18 protein-coding genes are annotated in these 20,477 nt (G+C 69.4%); 7 read left to right on the top strand and 11 right to left on the bottom strand.

Features of this window, described 5'->3' with window-relative positions; genetic code table 11:
- Positions 1-7: 7 nt before the first annotated feature.
- On the top strand, positions 8-1,378 hold the full coding sequence (locus tag ML539_RS03790; RefSeq protein WP_243320793.1) for a mechanosensitive ion channel family protein: 1,371 nt from the start codon (positions 8-10) through the stop codon (positions 1,376-1,378).
- 6 nt (positions 1,379-1,384) lie between these two features.
- Positions 1,385-4,045 (top strand): patatin-like phospholipase family protein, encoded by a 2,661-nt coding sequence (locus tag ML539_RS03785; protein WP_243320791.1) that lies wholly within the window; start codon positions 1,385-1,387, stop codon positions 4,043-4,045.
- Positions 4,046-4,397: 352 nt separating this feature from the next.
- Here ML539_RS03785 and ML539_RS03780 read toward each other — a convergent pair whose 3' ends face one another.
- Positions 4,398-4,757: a histidine triad nucleotide-binding protein gene (locus ML539_RS03780; protein WP_243320789.1), complete on the bottom strand. Its 360-nt coding sequence runs from the start codon at positions 4,755-4,757 to the stop codon at positions 4,398-4,400.
- Positions 4,758-4,768: 11 nt separating this feature from the next.
- On the opposite strand from ML539_RS03780, the gene ML539_RS03775 reads away from it, so the two are divergent.
- Genes ML539_RS03775 through ML539_RS03760 form a run of 4 tightly spaced genes read left to right on the top strand, consistent with a single transcriptional unit; the run spans position 4,769 to position 8,125 of the window.
- Positions 4,769-5,224, top strand: coding sequence for a tRNA (cytidine(34)-2'-O)-methyltransferase (locus ML539_RS03775; protein WP_243320786.1), 456 nt, complete (start codon positions 4,769-4,771; stop codon positions 5,222-5,224).
- 20 nt (positions 5,225-5,244) lie between these two features.
- On the top strand, positions 5,245-5,643 hold the full coding sequence (locus tag ML539_RS03770) for a cobalamin B12-binding domain-containing protein (protein WP_243316299.1): 399 nt from the start codon (positions 5,245-5,247) through the stop codon (positions 5,641-5,643).
- Positions 5,643-7,103, top strand: coding sequence for an AAA family ATPase (locus tag ML539_RS03765; protein WP_243320784.1), 1,461 nt, complete (start codon positions 5,643-5,645; stop codon positions 7,101-7,103). The genes ML539_RS03770 and ML539_RS03765 overlap by 1 nt, the downstream gene beginning before the upstream one ends.
- Before the next feature lie 32 nt (positions 7,104-7,135).
- Positions 7,136-8,125: a hypothetical protein gene (locus tag ML539_RS03760; RefSeq protein WP_243320781.1), complete on the top strand. Its 990-nt coding sequence runs from the start codon at positions 7,136-7,138 to the stop codon at positions 8,123-8,125.
- Positions 8,126-8,168: 43 nt separating this feature from the next.
- On the opposite strand, the gene ML539_RS03755 is transcribed toward ML539_RS03760, so the two are convergent.
- On the bottom strand, positions 8,169-8,882 hold the full coding sequence (locus ML539_RS03755; RefSeq protein WP_243320779.1) for a hypothetical protein: 714 nt from the start codon (positions 8,880-8,882) through the stop codon (positions 8,169-8,171).
- Positions 8,883-9,078: 196 nt separating this feature from the next.
- Between ML539_RS03755 and ML539_RS03750 the strand changes: the two genes are divergently transcribed.
- Entirely contained in the window at positions 9,079-9,903 is an 825-nt protein-coding gene (locus ML539_RS03750; protein ID WP_243320777.1) for a methyltransferase domain-containing protein, read from the top strand.
- A 147-nt stretch (positions 9,904-10,050) separates the two neighbouring features.
- On the opposite strand, the gene ML539_RS03745 is transcribed toward ML539_RS03750, so the two are convergent.
- From ML539_RS03745 to ML539_RS03715, 9 genes are all read right to left on the bottom strand, one after another.
- Complete coding sequence (locus ML539_RS03745; RefSeq protein ID WP_243320775.1) at positions 10,051-11,778, bottom strand: nitronate monooxygenase family protein; 1,728 nt, start codon at positions 11,776-11,778, stop codon at positions 10,051-10,053.
- 183 nt (positions 11,779-11,961) lie between these two features.
- Entirely contained in the window at positions 11,962-12,984 is a 1,023-nt protein-coding gene (gene ilvC, locus ML539_RS03740; protein WP_243320772.1) for a ketol-acid reductoisomerase, read from the bottom strand.
- 42 nt (positions 12,985-13,026) lie between these two features.
- Positions 13,027-13,569, bottom strand: coding sequence for an acetolactate synthase small subunit (gene ilvN / locus ML539_RS03735; RefSeq protein WP_243320771.1), 543 nt, complete (start codon positions 13,567-13,569; stop codon positions 13,027-13,029).
- A 10-nt stretch (positions 13,570-13,579) separates the two neighbouring features.
- Positions 13,580-15,322, bottom strand: coding sequence for a biosynthetic-type acetolactate synthase large subunit (gene ilvB, locus ML539_RS03730; RefSeq protein WP_243320769.1), 1,743 nt, complete (start codon positions 15,320-15,322; stop codon positions 13,580-13,582).
- Between the two features lie 10 nt (positions 15,323-15,332).
- The gene (gene ilvD / locus ML539_RS03725) at positions 15,333-17,021 is read right to left on the bottom strand and encodes a dihydroxy-acid dehydratase (RefSeq protein WP_243320766.1); all 1,689 of its coding nucleotides are present in this window, start codon (positions 17,019-17,021) and stop codon (positions 15,333-15,335) included.
- Positions 17,022-17,127: 106 nt separating this feature from the next.
- Positions 17,128-17,253, bottom strand: a complete 126-nt coding sequence (locus ML539_RS15385) for a hypothetical protein (RefSeq protein ID WP_279341434.1) — start codon at positions 17,251-17,253, stop codon at positions 17,128-17,130.
- 293 nt (positions 17,254-17,546) lie between these two features.
- Positions 17,547-18,683, bottom strand: a complete 1,137-nt coding sequence (gene leuB / locus ML539_RS03720) for a 3-isopropylmalate dehydrogenase (RefSeq protein WP_243320764.1) — start codon at positions 18,681-18,683, stop codon at positions 17,547-17,549.
- A 2-nt stretch (positions 18,684-18,685) separates the two neighbouring features.
- Positions 18,686-18,817, bottom strand: a complete 132-nt coding sequence (locus ML539_RS15380; protein ID WP_279341433.1) for a hypothetical protein — start codon at positions 18,815-18,817, stop codon at positions 18,686-18,688.
- The gene (locus tag ML539_RS03715; RefSeq protein WP_243320762.1) at positions 18,817-20,379 is read right to left on the bottom strand and encodes a 2-isopropylmalate synthase; all 1,563 of its coding nucleotides are present in this window, start codon (positions 20,377-20,379) and stop codon (positions 18,817-18,819) included. The genes ML539_RS15380 and ML539_RS03715 overlap by 1 nt, the downstream gene beginning before the upstream one ends.
- Positions 20,380-20,477 lie beyond the last annotated feature (98 nt).

Here is a 20,477-nt window from a genome sequence, read left to right as displayed (position 1 = left end):
GCGATGGGTGGCCATCGGCCTGCTGCTGACGGCAGGCGTTCTGGCCGTCTCAGTGCTGGGCGATGGCCACGGCTACCCCGTGCTGGTGCGGGCGCGTGAGCTTGTGTTCTGGGCCCTGGGCTCCTACCTGGGAATCCGGATATTCACCCATCTGCTGCTGGACCCGCTGCTGAGCCACTGGCGTACCTCCACCCCCGGGTTCGCCCGGGATCTGGTGGTGGTGGTTCTGTACCTGAGTGCATCCGTGTTTCTGCTGCACAGGTCTGTGGGTGTGAACCTGGGCACCCTAATGAGCACCGGGGCCATCGCTGCCGCAGTGGTGGGCCTCTCACTGCAGGAGACCCTTGGCAACTTGTTCGCCGGCGTCTCCATGAGCCTGGCTCCGGCGTTCCGTGTCGACGACTGGGTGGAGGTCACGGGCAACCTGAGGGGCGGCAGCGGTCAAGAGACCTTCATCGGCCGCGTGGATGCCATGACCTGGCGCACGGTCCAGATCATCACCGAAAACGGAGATACCAGCATCTTTCCCAACCGGATCCTCGCCCAGGCGGTGGTCACCAACCTCTATGCCCCTTCAGGCCTGCACCGGCGCACCCTGAAGGTGACCGTGGCGCCCCACGACACCATGGTGGCCACTCTGGCAGCCATGGAGCAGGCCCTGGGTGGCATCCCCCACCCTCCAGACCACAAGCCCGAGGTCAGATCCCACAGCTTCGACATGGGCGGGGTGGTGTTAGAGATTCGGTTCTGGGCCCTGGGTTGGCGGGACGGCCGGGCTGCCAACTACCAGGCCGTGCGGATTGCCCAGACCGTATTGAATCGGATGGGGGTGCCCCTGATGGGCATCCACGGCCCCACCCCCACCAGGACCGAGCTGATGGTGCTGCGTGACAATGTCCTGGAGGACCTTCTGGATCGCTTCGGACTTCCCCGGGAGTGGGCCCCGGAACTCAAGAAGGGCGTGGTCCTGCGCCGGTCCGAGCCTGGCGAAGGGGTGATCCGGGAAGGGGATCCAGGCGAATCCCTGTTCATGGTCATGACGGGCACCTTGCAGGCCGTGAAGGTGGTCGAGCGATTCGAACCTTACACCGGGCTGTTCTGGGAAGTGATCGGGGAACTCGGTCCCGGCGACTGGTTCGGCGAAGGCTCCTTGCTCACAGGCGCCCCTCGCCGTGCCACGGTGGTGGCCGCGACAGCCTGCGAGCTGGTGGAAGTACCCAAAGTCGCCTTTGAGCGCATTCTGCGAAGCGCCCCCCATCTGGTGGAGGGTCTGGTCGAGCTGAAGGAATCCAGATCCGGGCACATGGCTGACTTGCCCAAGGCGGCCAATCGCCGAGACTTGGCGCGGGTGGAGATTAAGCGCTGGTTCGGGCTCTAAATCCATATGCGAAGTTTCCTTGCCATCCTCTTCCTGAGTTTCTGCCTCGGGGCGCAGGCCCAGGAACGCCTCGCGCTGACCGTGAGTCCGCCGGACCAGCGGTTCCGTTTCCTGCCGGTGCTCCACGCCCCCGGCGAGCGCCCCCTCGTGCTGGCTCTGCGGGGCGGGAGCGCCAAGGGCCTGGCCCACGCCGGCGTGCTGCGGCGCCTGGAGGAGGAAGGCTGGCACCCCGAGGGAATCGTGGGCACCAGCGCCGGCAGCTTCGCGGCGGCGCTCTACGCCAGCGGTTTCGGTGGGGTCGGGGCCGAGCGGATCTTCCTGCGCCGGGACTACTCCCTGGTGCTCGATGATCGCCGGCGGACGCCGGGCCTGAGCGCCTCCGAGGACGAGGAACGGCATGGCACCTTGATGGGACTCTCCTTCGTCGGCGGTCGGCCCATCCTGGTTCCAGGTGAGGAGCGCGCGCGCCGCCTGCGGATCGGCCTGTTCGAAACCCTGGCCCGGGCTCAGGCGCTGGGTGGCTCCGACTTCGACCGGCTTGGTTCACGCCTGCGGATTGTGACTTCCAGCCTCACGCGGGGCGAGGCCCGCATCCTGGCCGAGGGGGACCTGGTGGATGCGGTGAAGGCCTCCATGTCCATCCCGGGGCTGTTGGCCCCCGTGACCATCGGCGATGAGCGCCTGGTGGACGGCGGCCTGGTGGAGAACCTGCCCGCCATGGCAGCCCGCTCGGCCTTTCCCGGCGCCCGCATCCTCGCCGTGAACATCGGGCGCACCTGGGATGCCACACCACCTTCCGACATCCTAGCCCTGCTGGACCGTAGCCTCGACCTGGCCATGCGGGTCACCGAAGCACGGAGCGAGGCGAATTCGGATCTGGTGATCCGGCCCGAGACCGACAAGGTGGACGAGTTCGCCTACCGGGGCAAGGAGTCCCTGCTCTTCGAGGCTGGCGCGGCCGCCCTAAGTGGCGCCCTGCCCCAGTTGGAGTCCCTCCTGATGACGGATGCCGGGGTTCCGGCCGCAGCCACCCTGAGGGTGGATGGCCCCGGCCATCCTGATCTGGCTGGGTTGCTGGCCGACACCCGGCCGGCCGCCGGTCCCTGGTGCCGGGCCGACCTCTGGCGCCTGCTCCGCCGCGCCCACCGGAGGCTGCCTCTGGATCGGGCCTGGGTGGACTTGCCCGCTACTCCTGAAGGCGAGGCTACCTTCCACTGGGAGCCTGCGGCTCTCATCCAGCGGGTACAGTTGGACCTGCCCGCGGACTGGGCCACGGCCTACAAGGCCCGAGTGGCCCAGAGCCTGCGCGAGCGGGGCCTGGTCCCGGGGCAGCCCTTCCACGCCGCACGCTTCGGACTGGCTGAACAGGAACTCCTCGCCGAGGCCGTCGGCAAGGGCGCAGCCATGCTGGATCTGCGGGGCAGCGGTTTCGCCGACGGGGTGCTCACCCTCGCGGTGCGTGAGCCCAGCCTGGTGCGCGTCGAAGTGGAGCCCGGCCCCATGGCGGCCTCCACCCGCGCCATCGCCCAGGGGTTGGAAGGCCAAGCGCTTCGCGCCTCGGAACTGGAGGAGGTACTGGGACGCACCCAGGACCGCATGGGCATCCAGCGGCTGGAGACTCGCCTCCAAGAGCGCGAAGAGGGCCTTGTCCTCAACCTCCGCCCCGTGGGCAGCCAACCCACCCTGCTGAACCTCACCCTAGCCTACGAAAGTGACTGGGGCCCGCACGGCGGCGTCCTTATGCGAGGCCGGAACCTCTTCGGCGGCGGCGAGAGCGGCTCCATCGAAGCGGTGGCCGACAACCTCCAGAAGCGCCTGGAGGGACACGTGGCCTGGAGCTTCCCCTCCCTTCCAGCCTTGTCGCTGGGGGCTTTCGGCTCCTGGTCGCAGAACGACGTGCGTGGCGGCGTCCTGTTCGTGGAGCCCCTGGCGGACCTAGCCTCGCGCTTCACCCGGAAGGAATTGGGCGTGGAGGCCATCCTGCGCTGGGGCAAGGAGGATCGAGCCCGCTTCGGCCTCGCGGCCTTCCAGCACAGGGGCACCTTCACCCGCGCCGGGACCGACACCGACACGCCGAATGCCACGGTGGTGCGGGGCTGGCTGGAGTGGGACGATCTGGACTTCCACACCATCCCCACCGAAGGCACCCTCCTGCGCATTTCGGCGGACCGGAGCCTCTCCGTGGAAGGCGAGGCCCGCCCGTATTGGCGCAGCTATGCCCGGGCCAAGCGCCACCAGCCTCTGAGCTCCAACTGGGGACTGATGTTGGACACCGAAGTGGCCCTGTCGAAGGATGCGCCGCCGGATCGCCTGTGGATCGCGGGCGGCAGCGATTCCTTCATCGGCACCCGCAGTGCCGCCTACCTCATGCCGAACTTGGCGGCCCTAAAGATCGGCCTGCCCTACACCAAGGCTTCGATGGTGGGCACGGGCTGGCAGATCGGCCCCCGCTTTGACGTTGGTCGGGCCTCGGACCAGCCGTCCACTCTGGGCGATGGCCTGCGCCTCGAAGGGTTGGGCCTGGTGGCCAGGACTGGCTTCCGGGAATTCTTCATGGAGCTTTCTGCTGGCCGGGTGCACCTCCACCGAGGCTCCGCTTCCCAGCACGAGAACCGGGTGTCGATCCTCCTGGGCGCCCGGCCTTTCGATCTATGGCGGCGGAAGTAGCTCTTCAGGTTAAGGCAATTGTACCGTCTCCCTCACTTACTAACTCCTGAAGTGGCATGCGATGCCCTGAGCCTTGCCAGCGACGGATTTATATTCTCGATCCCCATCTCGCTTGCAAACAGGGTCTATCAGATTCCGCTGAGGTCTGAGGATGAACCTTGCCGAAAATTGCGTGAGAATTAATTCTCATTACAACCTTCACGAACAGAATCAATTCAAAAGCTCCTAGACCGATTCGGTCTTATTTATTGTAATATCTAATTTTGCATCATTCCGGCCAAATGCAATGCGAATCCGCACGCAAAGGCGTGTCTTTTTCGCTAAATATGAATAGAAGGTAACCGGGTTCAGTTCAAAGGCAGAGCTTCCCGCCCAGGGGCTTGCCGCCGAGGAGGTGGAAGTGGAGATGGAACACGGTCTGCCCCGAATCGGGCCCCGAGTTGGTGAGGAGGCGCCAACCGCTGGCGGCGACCCCGAATTCCTGGGCCAGGCGCGCGGCCACCTGGGGGATGCGCCCCACGGCCTCGGCGATCTCGGGTGTCATGTCCGCCGGGCCCTCGCAGTGCGCCTTCGCGATGATCAGAAGGTGCACCGGCGCCTGGGGCGAGATGTCTTTGAAGGCGAGCAAGCTGTCATCTTCATACACTAGGGTCGCGGGAATCTCCTTCCGCGCGATCTTGCAGAACAGACATTCGTTCCTAGCGCTGCCCATCAGGACCCCCCATGTTCCACATCATCTTGCACCAGCCCGAGATTCCGCAGAACACCGGAAGCATCGGGCGCCTCTGCGTGAACAACGGGGCGAAGCTCCACCTGATCCATCCCCTGGGCTTCGACACCAGCGACTACTACCTGCGCCGGGCGGGACTGGACTACTGGGAGAAGCTGGAGCCCACCCACTACGAAAGCTGGGAGGACTTCCTGGCCCGCAACCCCGCTCGGCGACTGTGGTTCTTCAGCACCAAGGGCGCCAAGCGCCACACCCAGATCCCCTGGGCCTTCGGGGATGGGCTGGTCTTCGGGAAGGAGACCGTGGGTCTGCCCGACGCCATCCTGGACGCCCACAAGGACCAGCTGGTGCGCATCCCCATGATCGGGGACCACCACCGCAGCCTGAATCTCGCACAGGCAGTGGCCATTGGCCTTTACGAGGCGCTGAGGCAGACTGAAAACTGGTAAATCGCCCCACCGGAGCCTCCATGAGCCAAGCGCCGATCCGCGTCGTCATCGCCAAGCCGGGCCTCGATGGGCACGACCGCGGCGCCAAGGTCGTGGCCCGCGCCCTGCGGGACGCCGGCATGGAGGTGATCTACACCGGCCTGCGGCAGACGCCCCAGCAGATCGCGGCCGCCGTGGTGCAGGAAGACGCGCGCGTGCTGGGCCTGAGCATCCTCAGCGGCGCCCACAACCAGATCTTCCCCGAAGTCATGCGGCTGCTGAAGGAGCAGGGCGCGGACGACGTGCTGGTCTTCGCCGGCGGCATCATCCCCGACGAGGACATCCCCGGCCTCAAGGCCCTCGGCATCCGCGAGATCTTCCAGCCCGGCACGAACACCGACGACGTGGTGGCCTTCATCCGGAAGGAAGTCCGCGACTGATGGCCAAGACCAGCCCGCTCTTCGAGTGCACGGCTTGCGGCGCCCGCCATCCCAAGGCCCTGGGCAAGTGCACGGCCTGCGGCGCCTGGGACACGGTGCAGGAGGTGCGCGGAAGCCTGAAGCGCGACCTCCAGCGCGCCGGATCGGCCTATTCGCAGAGCCACTACACGGGCCCCGTGGCACTGCCGGACGTGGAAGTGACGGACACCCAGCGCAGCCCCACGGGGCTTGTCGAGCTCGACCGCGTGCTGGGCGGCGGCGTGGTGCCGGGCATGGTGGTCCTCCTCGGTGGTGAGCCGGGCATCGGCAAGTCCACTCTGCTGCTCCAGTGGGCCGCGCAGGCAGGAGAATCAGGCGTGGAATCCGGGCTTGGCCCGGAGGACACGCGGGGAGCGCGAGGGGGACGCAGAGAGAGCGAAGCGAACGGGCGGTCCCCCTCGTCTAGTACCGTCCTCTACGCCAGCGGCGAGGAGAGCGAGCGCCAGATCAAGCTGAGGGCCCAGCGCCTGGGGGCCGAGAACCCCGGCATCCACCTGCTGGCGGAGACGGACGTGCGCCGCATCATCGAGGAGGCCGAGCGCATGAAGCCGGACCTCCTGCTGGTGGACAGCATCCAGACCCTCTTCGATCCCGACTTCGAATCCAGCGCCGGCAGCGTGAGCCAGGTGCGCGGCTGCGCCGCCATGCTCACCCGCTGGGCCAAGACCACAGGCACGCCCCTGGTGCTGGTGGGCCACGTCACCAAGGACGGCGGCCTGGCCGGCCCGAAAGTCCTGGAGCACCTGGTGGACACCGTGCTGGCCTTCGAGGGCGACCGGCACCACCACCACCGCCTCCTGCGGGCCCTCAAGAACCGCTTCGGCGCAGCCTTCGAGCTGGGCGTCTTCGCCATGACCGAGAAGGGCCTGGTGCCCGCCGAGGGCAATCCCTTCTTCCTGGACGCCGAACCCCGCCCTGGCTGCGCCGCCACCGTGGTGCTCAGCGGCACGCGTCCCATGGTGGTGGAGATCCAGGCCCTGGTGGCCGCCGCGGGCCTGGGCATCCCCCGCCGCACGGCGCTCGGCATCGACGGCCAGCGGCTGTCCATGCTCTGCGCCGTGGCCGAGCGCCGCGGCGGCGTGCAGCTCCACGACCGCGACGTCTACGTGAACGTGGCCGGCGGCCTGGAGATCGAGGATCCCGCCGCGGACCTGGCCGTCATCGCCGCCCTGTGCAGCAGCGCCACGGGCCGGCTGCTGGCGGAGAAGGGACTCTTCATGGGCGAGGTCGGATTGACGGGAGAGGTCCGCCCCGTGGCCCAGCTTCCGCTGCGTCTCCAGGAGGGCGCCCGCCTCGGTTTCGCCTGCGCCGCCGTGCCCCGCCTGGGGCTGGAGGGACGGAGCCCCCTCGACCTCTTCCCCGAGACCAGCGTCGAGCGCCTGCGGGGCAAGGCCTGGCTGAAGGGCGTGGTGGAAGAGTAGGCCGTGTCCCCCATCCAGCCTATGCTCTTCCGATGACCTGGAGACCCGTCCCGCGGGCGGAAGTGGATGCCCACTCGCTGCCCCTCGATCCCAAGCAGGGCTATCTGCTGTCGCGCCTGGATGGGACGCTGGACATCCCTACCCTGGCCGCCCTCACGGGGCTGGAGCAGGATCAGCTGACGGGCATGCTCGGGGAGCTCGTCGCCCTGGGAGCGGTGCTGCCAGAGGCGCCAGCACCCGCGCCGCGGCCCGTGGCCCCTCCCCCGGCTCCGTTGGTTCCGGTGCTGGAATCCGCCCCAGACGAGGAGGCGGAGGAAGCGGAATCTCCCGCCTCGGCCGCCCGGACGGCGACCCACCGCCAGCTCTTCGAGCACCAGCTGCACCCGAAGCCGTTGGACGAGCGTGTGGCCCTGGCCCGGACCGCCGTGGAGCCCGAGCTGAGCGCCTGGTGCTTCGACCCCACCGCCGAGGTGATCCGTTCGGTGCTGGAGAATCCCCAGGTGGGCCCTGTCCACGCTCGCCTCATCGCGGCCCACCATCGCACCGCGGCGGGCCTGGAGGCCCTGGGCGGACGGGCGGGTTTCACAAACGACACCGGCGTGCGCCGGGCCCTCCTCCAGAATCCGCTGCTCCCGGCCGGCCTCTACCGTCGGCTCTGGTCCGCCCGGCGTCTGGCGGAGCAATACCTGGTGGCCACCTCCCGCGACGCGCCGGAACAGGTGCGCGCCATGGCCCGGGATCTGCTTCGCGCCAGCTTCACCCAGCGCACGGGCGAGGAGAAGGCCGAGCTCATCCTCACCACCGAGGGCCGCTGTCTGGCGAGCCTGGTGGGCCTCACCCTGGACGGCCACGCCACCGCCCTGCTCTGCCGCCGCACCTACGTCTCCACCCTGCTCATCCAGAACCTGGGCCGCTGGAGCGCCACGCCACCTCAGCTCATCGCCCACCTCCGGCGCCAGGACGCCGTGAAGCGCAACGCGCCCTTGCGACAGCTGCTGGAACGGCATCCCAATGCGGGCTAGCTGCTGCGGGCCGACTGCTGCGAGCTGATGACCGCGAGCTGAGCTACCTCGTCACCCAGGTAGCGAAGCTCATCCAGAGCCCGGTTCCGGCCAGGGCCAGGCGCAGCCAGTGCGACAGGATGACGAAGAGCCCGCCCCACAGGAAGGCGGGGTGCAGGCGGCCCGTGCGGCGGCGGTCGTAGATCGCGCAACCGATCACCGCGAGGTCCGTCAGGCCAAAATAGGCCAGAGGTCCGGCCTTGGCGATGGCGTCGAGGGGAATCCTCGCGATGGCCGCCGCGAGGATTCCCACGCAGGAGAGCAGCATGAGCCGCTTGTGGTAGTCCCCCCGGGCCCGCAACCAGAGGCCCGTGCCCACCAGCGTACCGAACGCCACCATGTCCCCGAGGGGCACCACCAGGAAGATCAGCGGCGGCGGCCCCGGAGAACGCCCCAGACGCGCGGCGTTGATGGCTGTCATCGTGCCGATGACCAGCACCGCCACGGCGAGGAAGGCGCCGAGCATCCCAAGCTGCCGGTGCAGGTCCAGCCGGCGAACCGCCACCAGCCGCGTCTGCACCACGAACAGGCCGAACCAGAGGCTCATGACCAGTCCGTGGAGATGCAGCATGGGAGACAGCGTCGGAGTGCCGAAGACCGCCTTGAGGTAGTACGTCTTCGCGAAGCCGAGGACCACGATGGCCGCCACCGCCCAGGCCGCGAACGTGTAGAGGCGGTGTGGAGGTGCGAGTGCGATGGGGCGCGAATCAGGGGCCATGTCCATTCTCCGGGATGGGATCCCATGGGTGAGGCACTTCGGGAGTGGTCCATCCAAACTAAGCTCATGAGACACAAAATCAATTGCAAATTAACGACATTATTTAATTTCATGAAATGAATCATGCAGGCCCTTCCCCCCGAGGCGGTCCCGCTCCCTCCGCTAGACTGGCGTCATGACAGGCATGGAGGCAGGGATGGCCGGATCCGACGAGCGCGACTATGTCCTCGGGACGCACTGGGAGGAGATCGAGCGGCTGGGTCTGCAGCACCGGGTCTGGCGTCCCCAGGTGCTCGAGTGCTGGCGGCGGGCGGGGATCACCACCGGCTCCCGCGTGCTCGATGTGGGCGCCGGTCCCGGCTACGCCACGTTGGACCTGGCGGAGATCGTGGGGCCGACGGGCGAGGTCCATGCGGCCGAGCGCTCGGGAAACTTCCTCCAGCATGCCCGCGGGGCCTGCCAGGCGCGCGGCCTCGCGAACGTCCGCTTCCACGAGCAGGACCTCATGGCGGGCCCCCTGGAAGTGGCGGACATGGACGCGACCTGGTGCCGCTGGGTGGCTTCCTTCGTGTCCGATCCCGCGAAGCTGGTGGCCACCGTGGCCCGGGCCCTGAAGCCCGGCGGCGTGGCCATCTTCCACGAATACCTGGACTATCGCACCTGGCGCCTGGCGCCCCCCTGCCCGCCCTTGGAATCGTTCGTCTCGGAGGTCATGGCCAGCTGGCGGGCCTCCGGCGGCGAGCCGGACATCGCGCTCTCCCTCCCCACCCTGCTCGAGGCCGCCGGCCTTACCGTGACGCGCCTCGAGCCGAAGATCTTCGTGATCCCGCCCACGGATTTCATCTGGAAGTGGCCCTCCGCCTTCGTGGAGACCAACCTCCTGCGCCTCCTGGAGCTGGGCCGGGTGGATGAGGCATGGGTCCGCTCCGTGCGCGAGGCCCTCCGCGCCGCCGAAGCCGATCCGAAGACCCTGATGATCACGCCCATGGTCCTCGAGATCGTGGCGGAGCGGCGGGGCTGACTGAAGGCAGCGACACACGCGGAGGTCGCGGAGAAGGCTGAGGGAGGCAGAGGAGATCCGGCAACAGCCTGACGACGATCTTCTCTGCCTGCCTCCGCTTCTTCAGCGACCTCCGCGTGTGTCCTCTTGTCAGATCAGTTCCGGGCTTCAGGCGTAGACGCGCTGCAGCCCCGGATCCTGGGTCAGCTCCTCGATGAGGTCGCGGACGCTCACCAGCTCGCGGAGCTTGGCGCCGTTGCTGCCCGTGAAGAAGAGGCCATTCTCCTCGTCGCCCTTCATGGCGTCCGCCAGGCGGTCGGCGATGCAATAGCCCACGGCCGCGGCGCCCTTGCCGTGGCCGCAGGGCGACAGGCAGTTGCTCACGCAGCGGACCTGAGGGGCGGTGCCCTCTTCGATGCGGCGCTGGAGGCTGGTGCGCACCCCCCGGGCAGGCAGGCCCACGGGGGACTTCATGAGGCCGATGTCCTCGGCTTTCGCCCGCAGGATGACCTCCTTGAAGATGGGCGAGGCGTCGCACTCGAAGGTGCCGATGAAGCGGGTGCCCATCTGAACGCCGGAGGCGCCCAGGGCCAGGAACTTCTGGATGTCCGCGTGGTCCCAGACGCCGCCGGCCACCAGGATCGGGAAGTCGCCCCACTTGTCCCGCTCCTCGATGACCTCGGGCAGGATGTTCTCCAGCGTGTGGGCCGGATCGGCGCAGCCCTCGTGGCTGAAGCCCTGATGGCCGCCGCTCTCGGGGCCCTCCAGCACCACCGCGTCCGGTAGGCGGCTGAACTTCCGCTGCCACTGCTTGCAGATGACCTGGAGCGCGCGGCCCGAAGACACGATGGGCACCAGGGCCACGTCCGCGTCACCCACCATGCCCGGCAGACCCAGGGGCAGGCCCGCTCCGGACACGATCATCTGGGCGCCGCCGGCCAGGGAGGCCTTCACGGCGGCCTCGTAGCCCTCGATGGCGCAGAGGATGTTCACGCCCACGGCGCCTCGCCCCTCGGCGCGCTCGCGCGCGGCCCGGACGATCCACTCCAGGGCCTTGGGGGGGTTCAGCGAATCGGTGCCGTCGGGCCGCCCCAGGCGCATCTTGGGGCTGGCGGAACCGTGGTAGCCCGTGCCGATGGCGGAGACCAGGCCCACACAGCCCTCGTGGGCCACGGCCCCGGCGAGGCCCTCCCAGGAGATGCCCACACCCATGCCGCCCTGCTGGATGGGATAGGCCAGGTCGAGGTTGCGGATGCGCAGGCGAGGCAGCGTGCAGGCACCCTTGCGCACCAGGGACTGGGCCATGGAATCGAGGCCCGCCATGAGCCGGGTTCGGAAGGCCGCCAGGGGCGAGGCGTCCAGGAGGGAGGGCGTGCGGGGCTGGAGGCCCACGGCGCCGTCGGCCATGGCCTGCCGGGCTTCGGCCTCGGTGTCGGCGGTGGCCACCACGGGGAGGCCCAGGTGCCGAAGGGCCGCCACCAGGCCCGCCCGGGCCAGGAGGCCCGAGGCGCCGCCAGCCTTGGCCTGGGCCGCCTCCTCGGCGTTCTGCACGGCCACGATGCGGGGCAGGTTCGCGTGGCGGAGCAGGGCCAGGGTGGGGGGCAGCTCCGCCGTGTGGAGCAGGAAGGCCACGCCCGCCTCGCGGGCGGCGGCCATGACCGAATCCGCGCTGTCCCGGAGGCCGCGCAGGTCCAACCCAATCCGGGCGCCCTCGCGCATGGAGGCTTTCAGTTCCTGCAGGCGTTCCCGCAGCTTGGCGGTATCCGGAAAGGCTTCGGTGCGCGGCAGGGCCCAGCCCCCCGCACGGAGGAAGGCGGCCTGGAAATCCAGGGACCCGGGCGCCTGCCAGCCCTGGAGGGTCGGCAGGGACGCGGTGTTGAAGAAAGACTCGGACATGCTTGGCTCCGTGGGAGCGGAAATGGCTTTTCTCCCAATGTCATTCTGAGGCCTTTCCCCCTGTGACGGGGTTCAACCTTCTACTCGAAGTCAAAATCGGTCGCCTGGAATGGCTGCGAGATCCGGCGGCAAAAGCCGCCGGATCTCGCAGCAGGGAATGGCACAGCTTTAAAAGCTGTTTTGTCAGCCCTTGGCGGCCGGGGCCGGGGCCGGAACCTCGACGGGATCCAGGAAGGGCATCATGCGGCGCAGCTCGCGGCCCACCTGCTCCAGCGGGTGGTCGTAGTCGGCAGCCCGCTGGGCTTCGAACCACTTCCGGCCCGTGCGGTTCTCCTCCAGCCAGGCCTCGGCGTAGCGGCCGTCCTGGATCTCCTTCAGGATCTCCTTCATTTCCGCCTTGGTCTGGGCAGTCACGATGCGGGGGCCCCCGGTGTAGTCGCCGTATTCGGCGGTGTCGCTGATGCTGTAGCGCATGTAGCTGAGGCCGCCCCGCTGCATCAGGTCCACGATGAGCTTCAGCTCGTGCAGGCACTCGAAGTAGGCGATCTCGGGCTGGTAGCCCGCTTCCACCAGGGTCTCGAAGCCGGCCTTCACCAGGGCGCTGGTGCCGCCGCAGAGCACCGCCTTCTCGCCGAAGAGGTCCGTCTCGGTCTCCTCGGTGAAAGTGGTCTCCAGCACGCCCGCCCGGGTCAGGCCGATGGCCGCCGCGTAGGAGAGCGCCACCGCCAGGGCCTGCCCGCTGGCGTCCTGGTGGACGGCCACGAGGCCCGGTGTGCCGCCCCCTTCCACAAAGACCTCGCGGACGCGGTGGCCCGGGCTCTTCGGGGCCGCCAGGCTCACGTCCACGCCTGCGGGCACCTCGATGCAGCCGTAGCGGATGTTGAAGCCGTGGGCGAACATCAGCGTCTTGCCCGGGGTGAGGTGGGGCGCGATGGATTCCTGGTAGAGCGCCGCCTGGCCCGTATCCGGCGTGAGCACCATGACCACGTCCGCCCAGGCCGCGGCCTCGGCGGGGGTGGTGACGGTGAGGCCCTGGGCTTCCGCCTTGGCGCGGGAGGCGGAACCGGCGGGGAGGCCCACGCGGACGTGGACCCCGCTGTCCTTGAGGTTGAGCGCGTGGGCGTGGCCCTGGGAGCCGTAGCCCAGGATGGCGACCTTGCGGGCGCGGATGAGGCCGAGGTCGGCGTCGTAGTGGATCTTGGCCATGGGAGGCTCCTTGGGTGGATGGGCGGTGGGTGGAAGGAAGGGTCAGACGGACATGGCCTGGTTGCTGGGCGCGGGGGTGGGGGCGCGACGGGGGACTTCCGGCGAGGCCCGCGGGCCACGGGCCATGGCGACGGCCCCGGTTCGGCCCAGCTCGAGGATCCCGAAGGGCCGCAGGGCGTCCACCAGGGCGTCGATCTTGTCGGGGCCGCCGGTGCATTCGATGGCGAGGCTGTCGCCGGCAATGTCCACCACGTTGGCCCGGAAGACTTGGGCGAGCTGGAGGACCTCGGATCGCACTTCCAGGCCCGCCGCCACCCGGATGAGGGCCAGGTCCCGAACCACCTTGGGCCGGTCCCCCAGCTGCTGGACCTCGAGGACGCTCACCTGCTTCTTGAGGTGCTCCACCGCCAATCGCACGGTAGCTTCTTCGGCGTCCACGACGACGGTCATGCGGGACTGGCGGGGTCGCTCCGTGGGGCCCACGGTGAGCGAGTGGATGTTGAACCCGCGGCGGCGGAACAGCGAGGCCACCCGCGTCAGCACGCCCGGTTCATCATCGGTGTAGACCACGAGCACATGGGGCATGGGGTTCCTTTCAGACGGGGTCGGACCCGGTTTCGGCGATGGCGCTGGCGCCGACCTGGGAACTGGGACGGCGGATCATCTCGTGCAGGGCAGCGCCGGCGGGGACCATGGGATAGACGCTGTCCTCCTGCTCCACCCGGAACTCGATGAGAGCCGTGCCCTCGACGGCCCGGGCCGCGGCCACGGCGCTGGCGAGGTCCGCCCGCGTGTCCACGCGCTGGCCATGGATGCCGAAGGCCCCGGCCAGCTTCACGAAGTCCGGCGACAGGATGGGCGTCGCGGCGTAGCGGCCCTCGTAGAACAGGGCCTGCCACTGGCGGACCATGCCGAGGAAGCCGTTGTTGATGATGGCGATGTTCACCTTCACGCCCTCCTGCACGGCGGTCATCAGCTCGGCGAAGGTCATCTGGAAGCCGCCGTCCCCCGCCACCACCCAGACCTCGGCCTCGGGCCGGGCCAGCTTGGCGCCGATGGCGGCGGGGAGGGCGAAGCCCATGGTCCCGGCGCCCCCGCTGGTGATGAGGCTGCGCTCCGCGTCGTGGTGGTAGTACTGGGCCTCCCACATCTGGTGCTGGCCCACGTCCGTCACCACCACGGCGTTCCCGCCCGTGAGGCGCCAGAGGTCGTGCATCACGTGGGCCGCGTAGAGGTGGCCGTCATCGGGCAGGTTCTTGATGTCGCGCACGGCGGAATCGCCCCGCCAGCCGCGGATCTGCTTCAGCCACTTGGACCGGTCCGCCACGGGGATGTCCGGCAGCAGGGCCCGCAGGACCGTGAGCAGGTCCCCGGCGATGGCCACGTCCACGGGCACGTTCTTCCCCAGCTCGCTGGCGTCGATGTCGATGTGGATCTTCTTCGCGTGGGGGGCGTACTCCTTGAGCTTGCCGGTCACGCGATCGTCGAAGCGCATGCCGAAGGCCAGCAGCAGGTCCGCCTCCTGGATGGCCTTGTTCACCCAGGCCTCGCCGTGCATGCCCATCATGCCGAGGCTGAGGGGATGGGTGGCGGGCACGGCGCCCAGTCCCAGAAGGGTCAGGGCGAAGGGGATGTCCGCCCGCTCGGCCAGGGTCAGGACTTCGGCCCGGGCGCCGGACATCTGGATGCCGTGGCCCGCCAGGATGATGGGCCGCTTGGCGTGGCGGATCAGCTCCAGGGCCCGGGCCAGGGCCTCGGAATCCAGGGGCGGCGGCAGGTGGCGCAGGTGCCGGATGGGCTCCGCCGCCTCCCAGTCGAGATCCGCGCGGCCCTGCTGCGCGTCCTTGGTGATGTCCACCAGCACCGGTCCCGGGCGTCCGCTCTTCGCCACGGCGAAGGCCTCCCGCAGCACGGGCACGATGTCCGCGGCCCGCGTCACCAGGTAGTTGTGCTTGGTGACGGGCAGCGTGATGCCCGTGATGTCTACTTCCTGGAAGGCGTCCGTGCCCAGCACGCCGGAGCCCACCTGGCCCGTGATGGCCACCATGGGTGTGGAGTCCATCATGGCCGTGGCCAGCCCCGTCACCAGGTTGGTGGCGCCGGGACCGGAGGTCGCCACCACCACACCCACGCGGCCCGAGGCCCGGGCATAGCCGTCTGCCATGTGCACGGCGCTCTGTTCGTGGCGCACCAGCACGTGCCGGATGGAGAAGTCCACCATGGCGTCGTAGGCGGGCAGGATGGCCCCGCCCGGATAGCCGAAGACGGTGGTGACGCCCTCCCGTGTCAGGCATTCCCAGATGAGCTGGGCCCCGGTGTGCGTTCCCGCTTTGCTCACGGTCCCTCCTTCACTGGGCCAGGGTGATGGCGCCCTCGGCCGCGCTGGCGACCGTGGCGGCGTACTTGGCGAAGACGCCCGTCCGGTAGCGCGGCGCCGGGGCCTTCCACTCGGCCCGGCGCCGGGCCAGCTCGTCTTCGGGCACCTTCAGGTCCAGCCGCCGAGTGGGAATGTCAAAGACCACCGTGTCCCCCTCGCGCACCAGGGCGATGGGGCCGCCCACGGCCGCTTCCGGGGCCACATGGCCCGCCATGAGACCCCGGGTGGCCCCTGAGAACCGGCCGTCGGTGAGGAGCGCCACGGACTCGCCGAGCCCCGCGCCCACCAGGGCCGCGGTGACGCCCAGCATCTCGCGCATGCCGGGGCCACCCTTCGGGCCCTCGTAACGGATCACCACCACGTCGCCGGGATCGATGCGGCCCGCCTGCACGGCCGCGAAGGCGTCCTCCTCGTGCTCGAAGACCCGCGCCGGGCCCGTGTGGTGCAGGCGCTCGTGGCCCGCCACCTTGATGACGCAGCCCTCCGGCGCTAGGCTGCCCCGCAGGATCACGAGGCCACCGCTGGGCTTCAGGGGCCGGTCGAAGGAGCGCACCACCTCCTGCCCCGGCGTCTCCGGCGCGCCGGCCAGCTCCTCGCCCAGCGTGCGGCCGGTCACAGTCAGGGCCGCGCCGTGGATGAGGCCGCCCTCCAGCAGGCGGTTGGCCACCAGGCGGATGCCGCCCGCGGCGTGGAGGTCCGGCGCCATAAACCGCCCGCCGGGCTTCATGTCCGCCAGCAGCGGGGTGCGCGTGCTGACGCGGTCGAAGTCCTCCAGCGTGAAGGGCACGCCCGCCTCCCGGGCCAGGGCCAGGTAGTGCAGCACGGCATTGGTGGAGCCGCCCGTGGCCGCCACGGCCGCCACGGCGTTCTCGAAGGCCTCGCGGGTGAGGATGGCGCTGGGGCGCAGATCGCGCTTCAGCAGCTCCATCACCAGGCGTCCACAGGTCTCAGCGGCCTCGCCTTTGCGGGGATCCTCCGCCGGGATGCCGTTGAGGCCCATGGGGCTCAGGCCGATGAGCTCCAGGCTGGCGGACATGGTGTTGGCGGTGAACTGGCCGCCACAGGCACCGGCCCCGGGACAGGCCGCATCCTCCACTTCCTTGAGGCCCGCGTCGTCCAGCTTGCCGGCGCTGTGGGCGCCCACGGCCTCGAAGACATCCTGCACCGTGAGGTCCTTGCCGCCGCAGTGCCCCGAGGCCGTGGAGCCGCCGTAGAGGATCAGGCCCGGAATGTCGAGCCGGGCCAGAGCCATGGCCACGCCGGGGTTGGTCTTGTCGCAGCCGGAGAGACAGACCAGGCCGTCGAAGGCGTTGCCCCGGGCCACCAGCTCGATGGAGTCGGCGATGACCTCGCGGCTCACCAGGGAGGCCTTCATGCCCTCGGTGCCCATGGTGATGCCGTCGCTGATGGAGACGGTGCAGAACTCCATGGGCGTGCCGCCGGCGGCGCGGACGCCCGCCTTCACGCGCTCCGCCAGCGCCTGCAGGTGGTAGTTGCAGGGACCGATCTCGGTCCAGGTGTTCGCGATGCCGATGATGGGCTTCGCCAGGTCCTCGTCCGTAAAGCCGATGGCCTTGAGCATGGCCCGGGCCGGGGCGCGATCGGGGCCCTGGGTGATGACCCGGCTGCGGCGGTTGAGCGGTTGTCCTGCGTCTGACATGGTCTTCCTCTGTGGAAGGCCACCGACCTCGGGGTGCAGGACCGGATGTGGAAAGGCCCCGCATCGTTCGAGGTGCGGGGCCGGTTTCGGTTGGTTCCGAGAACGTCTAGAAGGCCCCCACCTCGCCGCTAATCATCAGCACGGCGGGAATGCCCACCAGGCCGGCCACGGGGCGCACCACCGCGGGCGACATCGCCGCGGCAGCCGAGTGGACGGGGTGGGAGAGACTCATGGGCGATGAGTCTTGGGGATGGCGCGGGAAAAGTCAACCGTGAAGTCAGGCCATATCGGGGAGTCATGGAAATCCTCAGGAGAACCTCTGTTCAAGGGGTCGTGTCGATGTGGAAAGGCCCCGCCTGGGTGCGGGGCCGGGATCCGGATGCTGCCGTCCCCGCCCCTAGCCCGTCAGCCGCAGAACCAGCCCAGGCAGCCCGGAAATCACGCCGATGGTCCCTACCACGAAGGTGGGGGTCGCGTCGGCGGAGGCGGAGACGGGGAGCATGGGTCGGGTTCCGGGTCGGGGGTTCAAAGATGGTGGCGGGCGCCCTCGGGCGAGCCGCACCAGGCGTAGGCGGAGTCAGCCAGCCGGGCACCCTTGGCGCCGGGGGGGCGGATGGCGTCGCGGACCTTGGCGCCCAGGGCCTGGGTGCCGTGATGGTGCTTGAGGCCCCCCAGGTCCGAGGTGCCATGGCCGCCCTTGAGGACGCAGTCCACCGCGGATTCCAGGGCGCGGGCCTCCGCCTCGAGCCGGAGGCTGTGGCGGAGCAGCATGGCCGCCGAGAGGATGGTGCCGATGGGGTTGGCCGCGTCCTTCCCGGCGATGTCCGGCGCAGAGCCGTGGATGGGCTCGTAGAGTCCTACGGGACCACCCAGGCTCGCCGAGGGCAGCAGGCCCAGCGAGCCCGCGAGCACCGCGGCTTCGTCGCTGAGGATGTCCCCGAAGAGGTTCTCCGTCAGTACCACGTCGAAGTCGCGGGGCCGGGTGATGAGGGCCATGGCGAAGCTGTCCACGTAGGCGTGGCTGACCTTGACCGTGGGATAGGCGGGCGCGAGCTCATCCACCACCTGCCGCCAGAGGCGGGAGGTCTCCAGCACGTTGGCCTTGTCCACGGAAACCAGCAGCCGCCGCCTGGAGGCGGCCAGCTCGAAGGCCACCCGGGCGACCTGCTCGACCTCGGTGCGGGTGTACGGCAGCGTGTTCACGGCCCGCTCCTCCGAGAAGGACCGGGGCTCTCCGAAATAGAGGCCGCCGCCCAGCTCCCGGACGATCATCAGGTCCGTGCCGTGCACCACCTCCGGGCGGAGCGGCGAGGCATCCTCCAGGGCCGGATGGACCTTGACGGGGCGCAGGTTGGCGTAGAGGCCCAGGGCGCGCCGCAGGCGCAGCAGGCCCGACTCGGGCCGCTGCTCGCGCGGGTGGCGGTCCCAGGCGGGCCCGCCCACGGCGCCCAGCAGGACGGCGTCACTGGCCTGGCACGCGGCGAGGGTGTCCGCCGGCAGCGGATCGCCCGTGGCGTCCACGGCCGCCCCGCCGACGAGGGCCTCCTCCAGGTGGAACTGGTGGCCGAAGGCCTTGGCCACGGCGGCGAGGCAGGCGGCCGCCTCGCGGACCACTTCAGGGCCCACGCCGTCGCCGGGAAGAAGGGTGATGCGGGCTTCCACGTTCAGACTCCCCAGAGGTACTGGTCAGCGTCCGCCCCGTCCTCCGGGGGCGGGGCGGGCAGCGCGGCGGCCTGGACGGCAATGTCCGTCCTGGCGTCGGCGGATTCAAGGCCTTGCGGCAGGGTTTCCTTCATCACATCACCTCCTGGCGGCGGACGGGACCGGCGGCGGGCGTCTCGGCGGAGCGGCGTGCGAACAGCACCTTGTTGGAGGCGTTCAGGTAGGCCCGGGCGCTGGCCTCGACAATGTCCGTGCTGGCGCCCTTCCCCCCTTGGACGACGCCGCCGAACTCGACCTGGACGAACACCTCCCCCACCGCGTCCGCGCCGCCCGTGATGGAATGCATCCGGAAATCCACGAGCTTCCCCTTCAGGCCCGTGAGCTTGTCCACCGCCGCGAAGACCGCGTTGACAGGGCCGTCGCCCATGGCGGTCTCCGTGGCCTCCCCCGCCTCGCCGGCCAGGGTGACCAGGGCCGTGGCGAACATGGCGGTGCCCGCCGTGGCCTGCACCGCGCGGAGCTTGAAGGCCTCGGGAATGTGCGCGAGCCCGTCGCGGACGATGGTCAGGAGGTCCTCGTCGAAGATCTCTTTCTTCTGGTCGCTGAGCTTGGTGAAGAGCTTGTAGGCCTTCTCCAGGGCCGCCTTGTCCAGGGGATAGCCCAGCTCCTCGAAGCGCTTGCCCAGGGCGTGGCGGCCCGAGTGCTTGCCCAGCACCAGGCTGGTGCGGTTCGCCCCGACGGATTCGGGGGTCATGATCTCGTAGGTGGAGCGGTGGCTCAGCATGCCGTGCTGGTGGATGCCGCTCTCATGGGCGAAGGCGTTCTTCCCCACGATGGCCTTGTTGGGCTGCACCTGGACGCCGGTGATGTTGGCGAGGGTCTGGCTGGCGCGGGTGATCACCTCCCGGTGGATGCCCGTCTCGTAAGGCAGCGCGTCCCGGCGCACGGACAGCGCCATGACCACTTCCTCGAGGGCGGCGTTACCGGCCCGCTCGCCGATGCCGTTCACCGTGCACTCCACCTGGCGGGCCCCCGCGGCCACGGCCGCCAGGGAGTTCGCCACGGCCAGGCCCAGGTCGTTGTGGCAGTGGACGCTGATGGTGACGCCTTCGATGCCCGGAACCTTGTCCCGCAGGTACCGGATGAGGCGGCCGTACTCGTCGGGCACGGTGTAGCCCACGGTGTCGGGCACGTTGAGGACGGTCGCCCCCTCCTCGATGGCCGCGGTGAACACCGCCACCAGGAAGTCCCAGTCGCTGCGGGTGGCGTCCTCGGCCGAGAACTCCACGTCCGGCGTGAAGCCCTTGGCCGTCCGCACGCCCTCGCGGATCATGGCCAGGGCCTCTTCGCGGGTCTTCTGGAGCTTGTACTCCAGGTGGATGTCCGACGTGGCCAGGAAGGTGTGGATGCGCGGCCGGGCGGCGCCGGAGACCGCCTGCCAGGCGCGCTCGATGTCCCTGGGAAGGGCGCGGCAGAGGGCGGCGATGACGGGCTTCCGGCACTCCCGGGCCACGGCCTGCACGGCGGCGAAGTCATCCTCGGAGGCCACCGGGAAGCCGGCCTCGATGACATCCACGCCCAGGGCCTCCAGCTGGCGCGCCATCAGCAGCTTCTCGTCCAGGTTCATGCTGCAGCCCGGCGACTGCTCTCCGTCGCGGAGGGTGGTGTCGAAGATGGCGATCCGCTCACTGCCCATAAAGGACTCCTGGACCGGCCGGGGCCGGAGGGATCACCAAAAGATCCTCCCATCCAGCCCATAAATACATTTAATTTTTTTTATGATTACATAAGTAA

This window comes from Geothrix sp. SG200, assembly GCF_022808935.1.
Lineage (GTDB): Bacteria > Acidobacteriota > Holophagae > Holophagales > Holophagaceae > Geothrix > Geothrix alkalitolerans.
The sequence above is the reverse complement of the archived record's forward strand: the minus strand, read 5'-3'. Positions and strand labels throughout refer to the sequence as shown.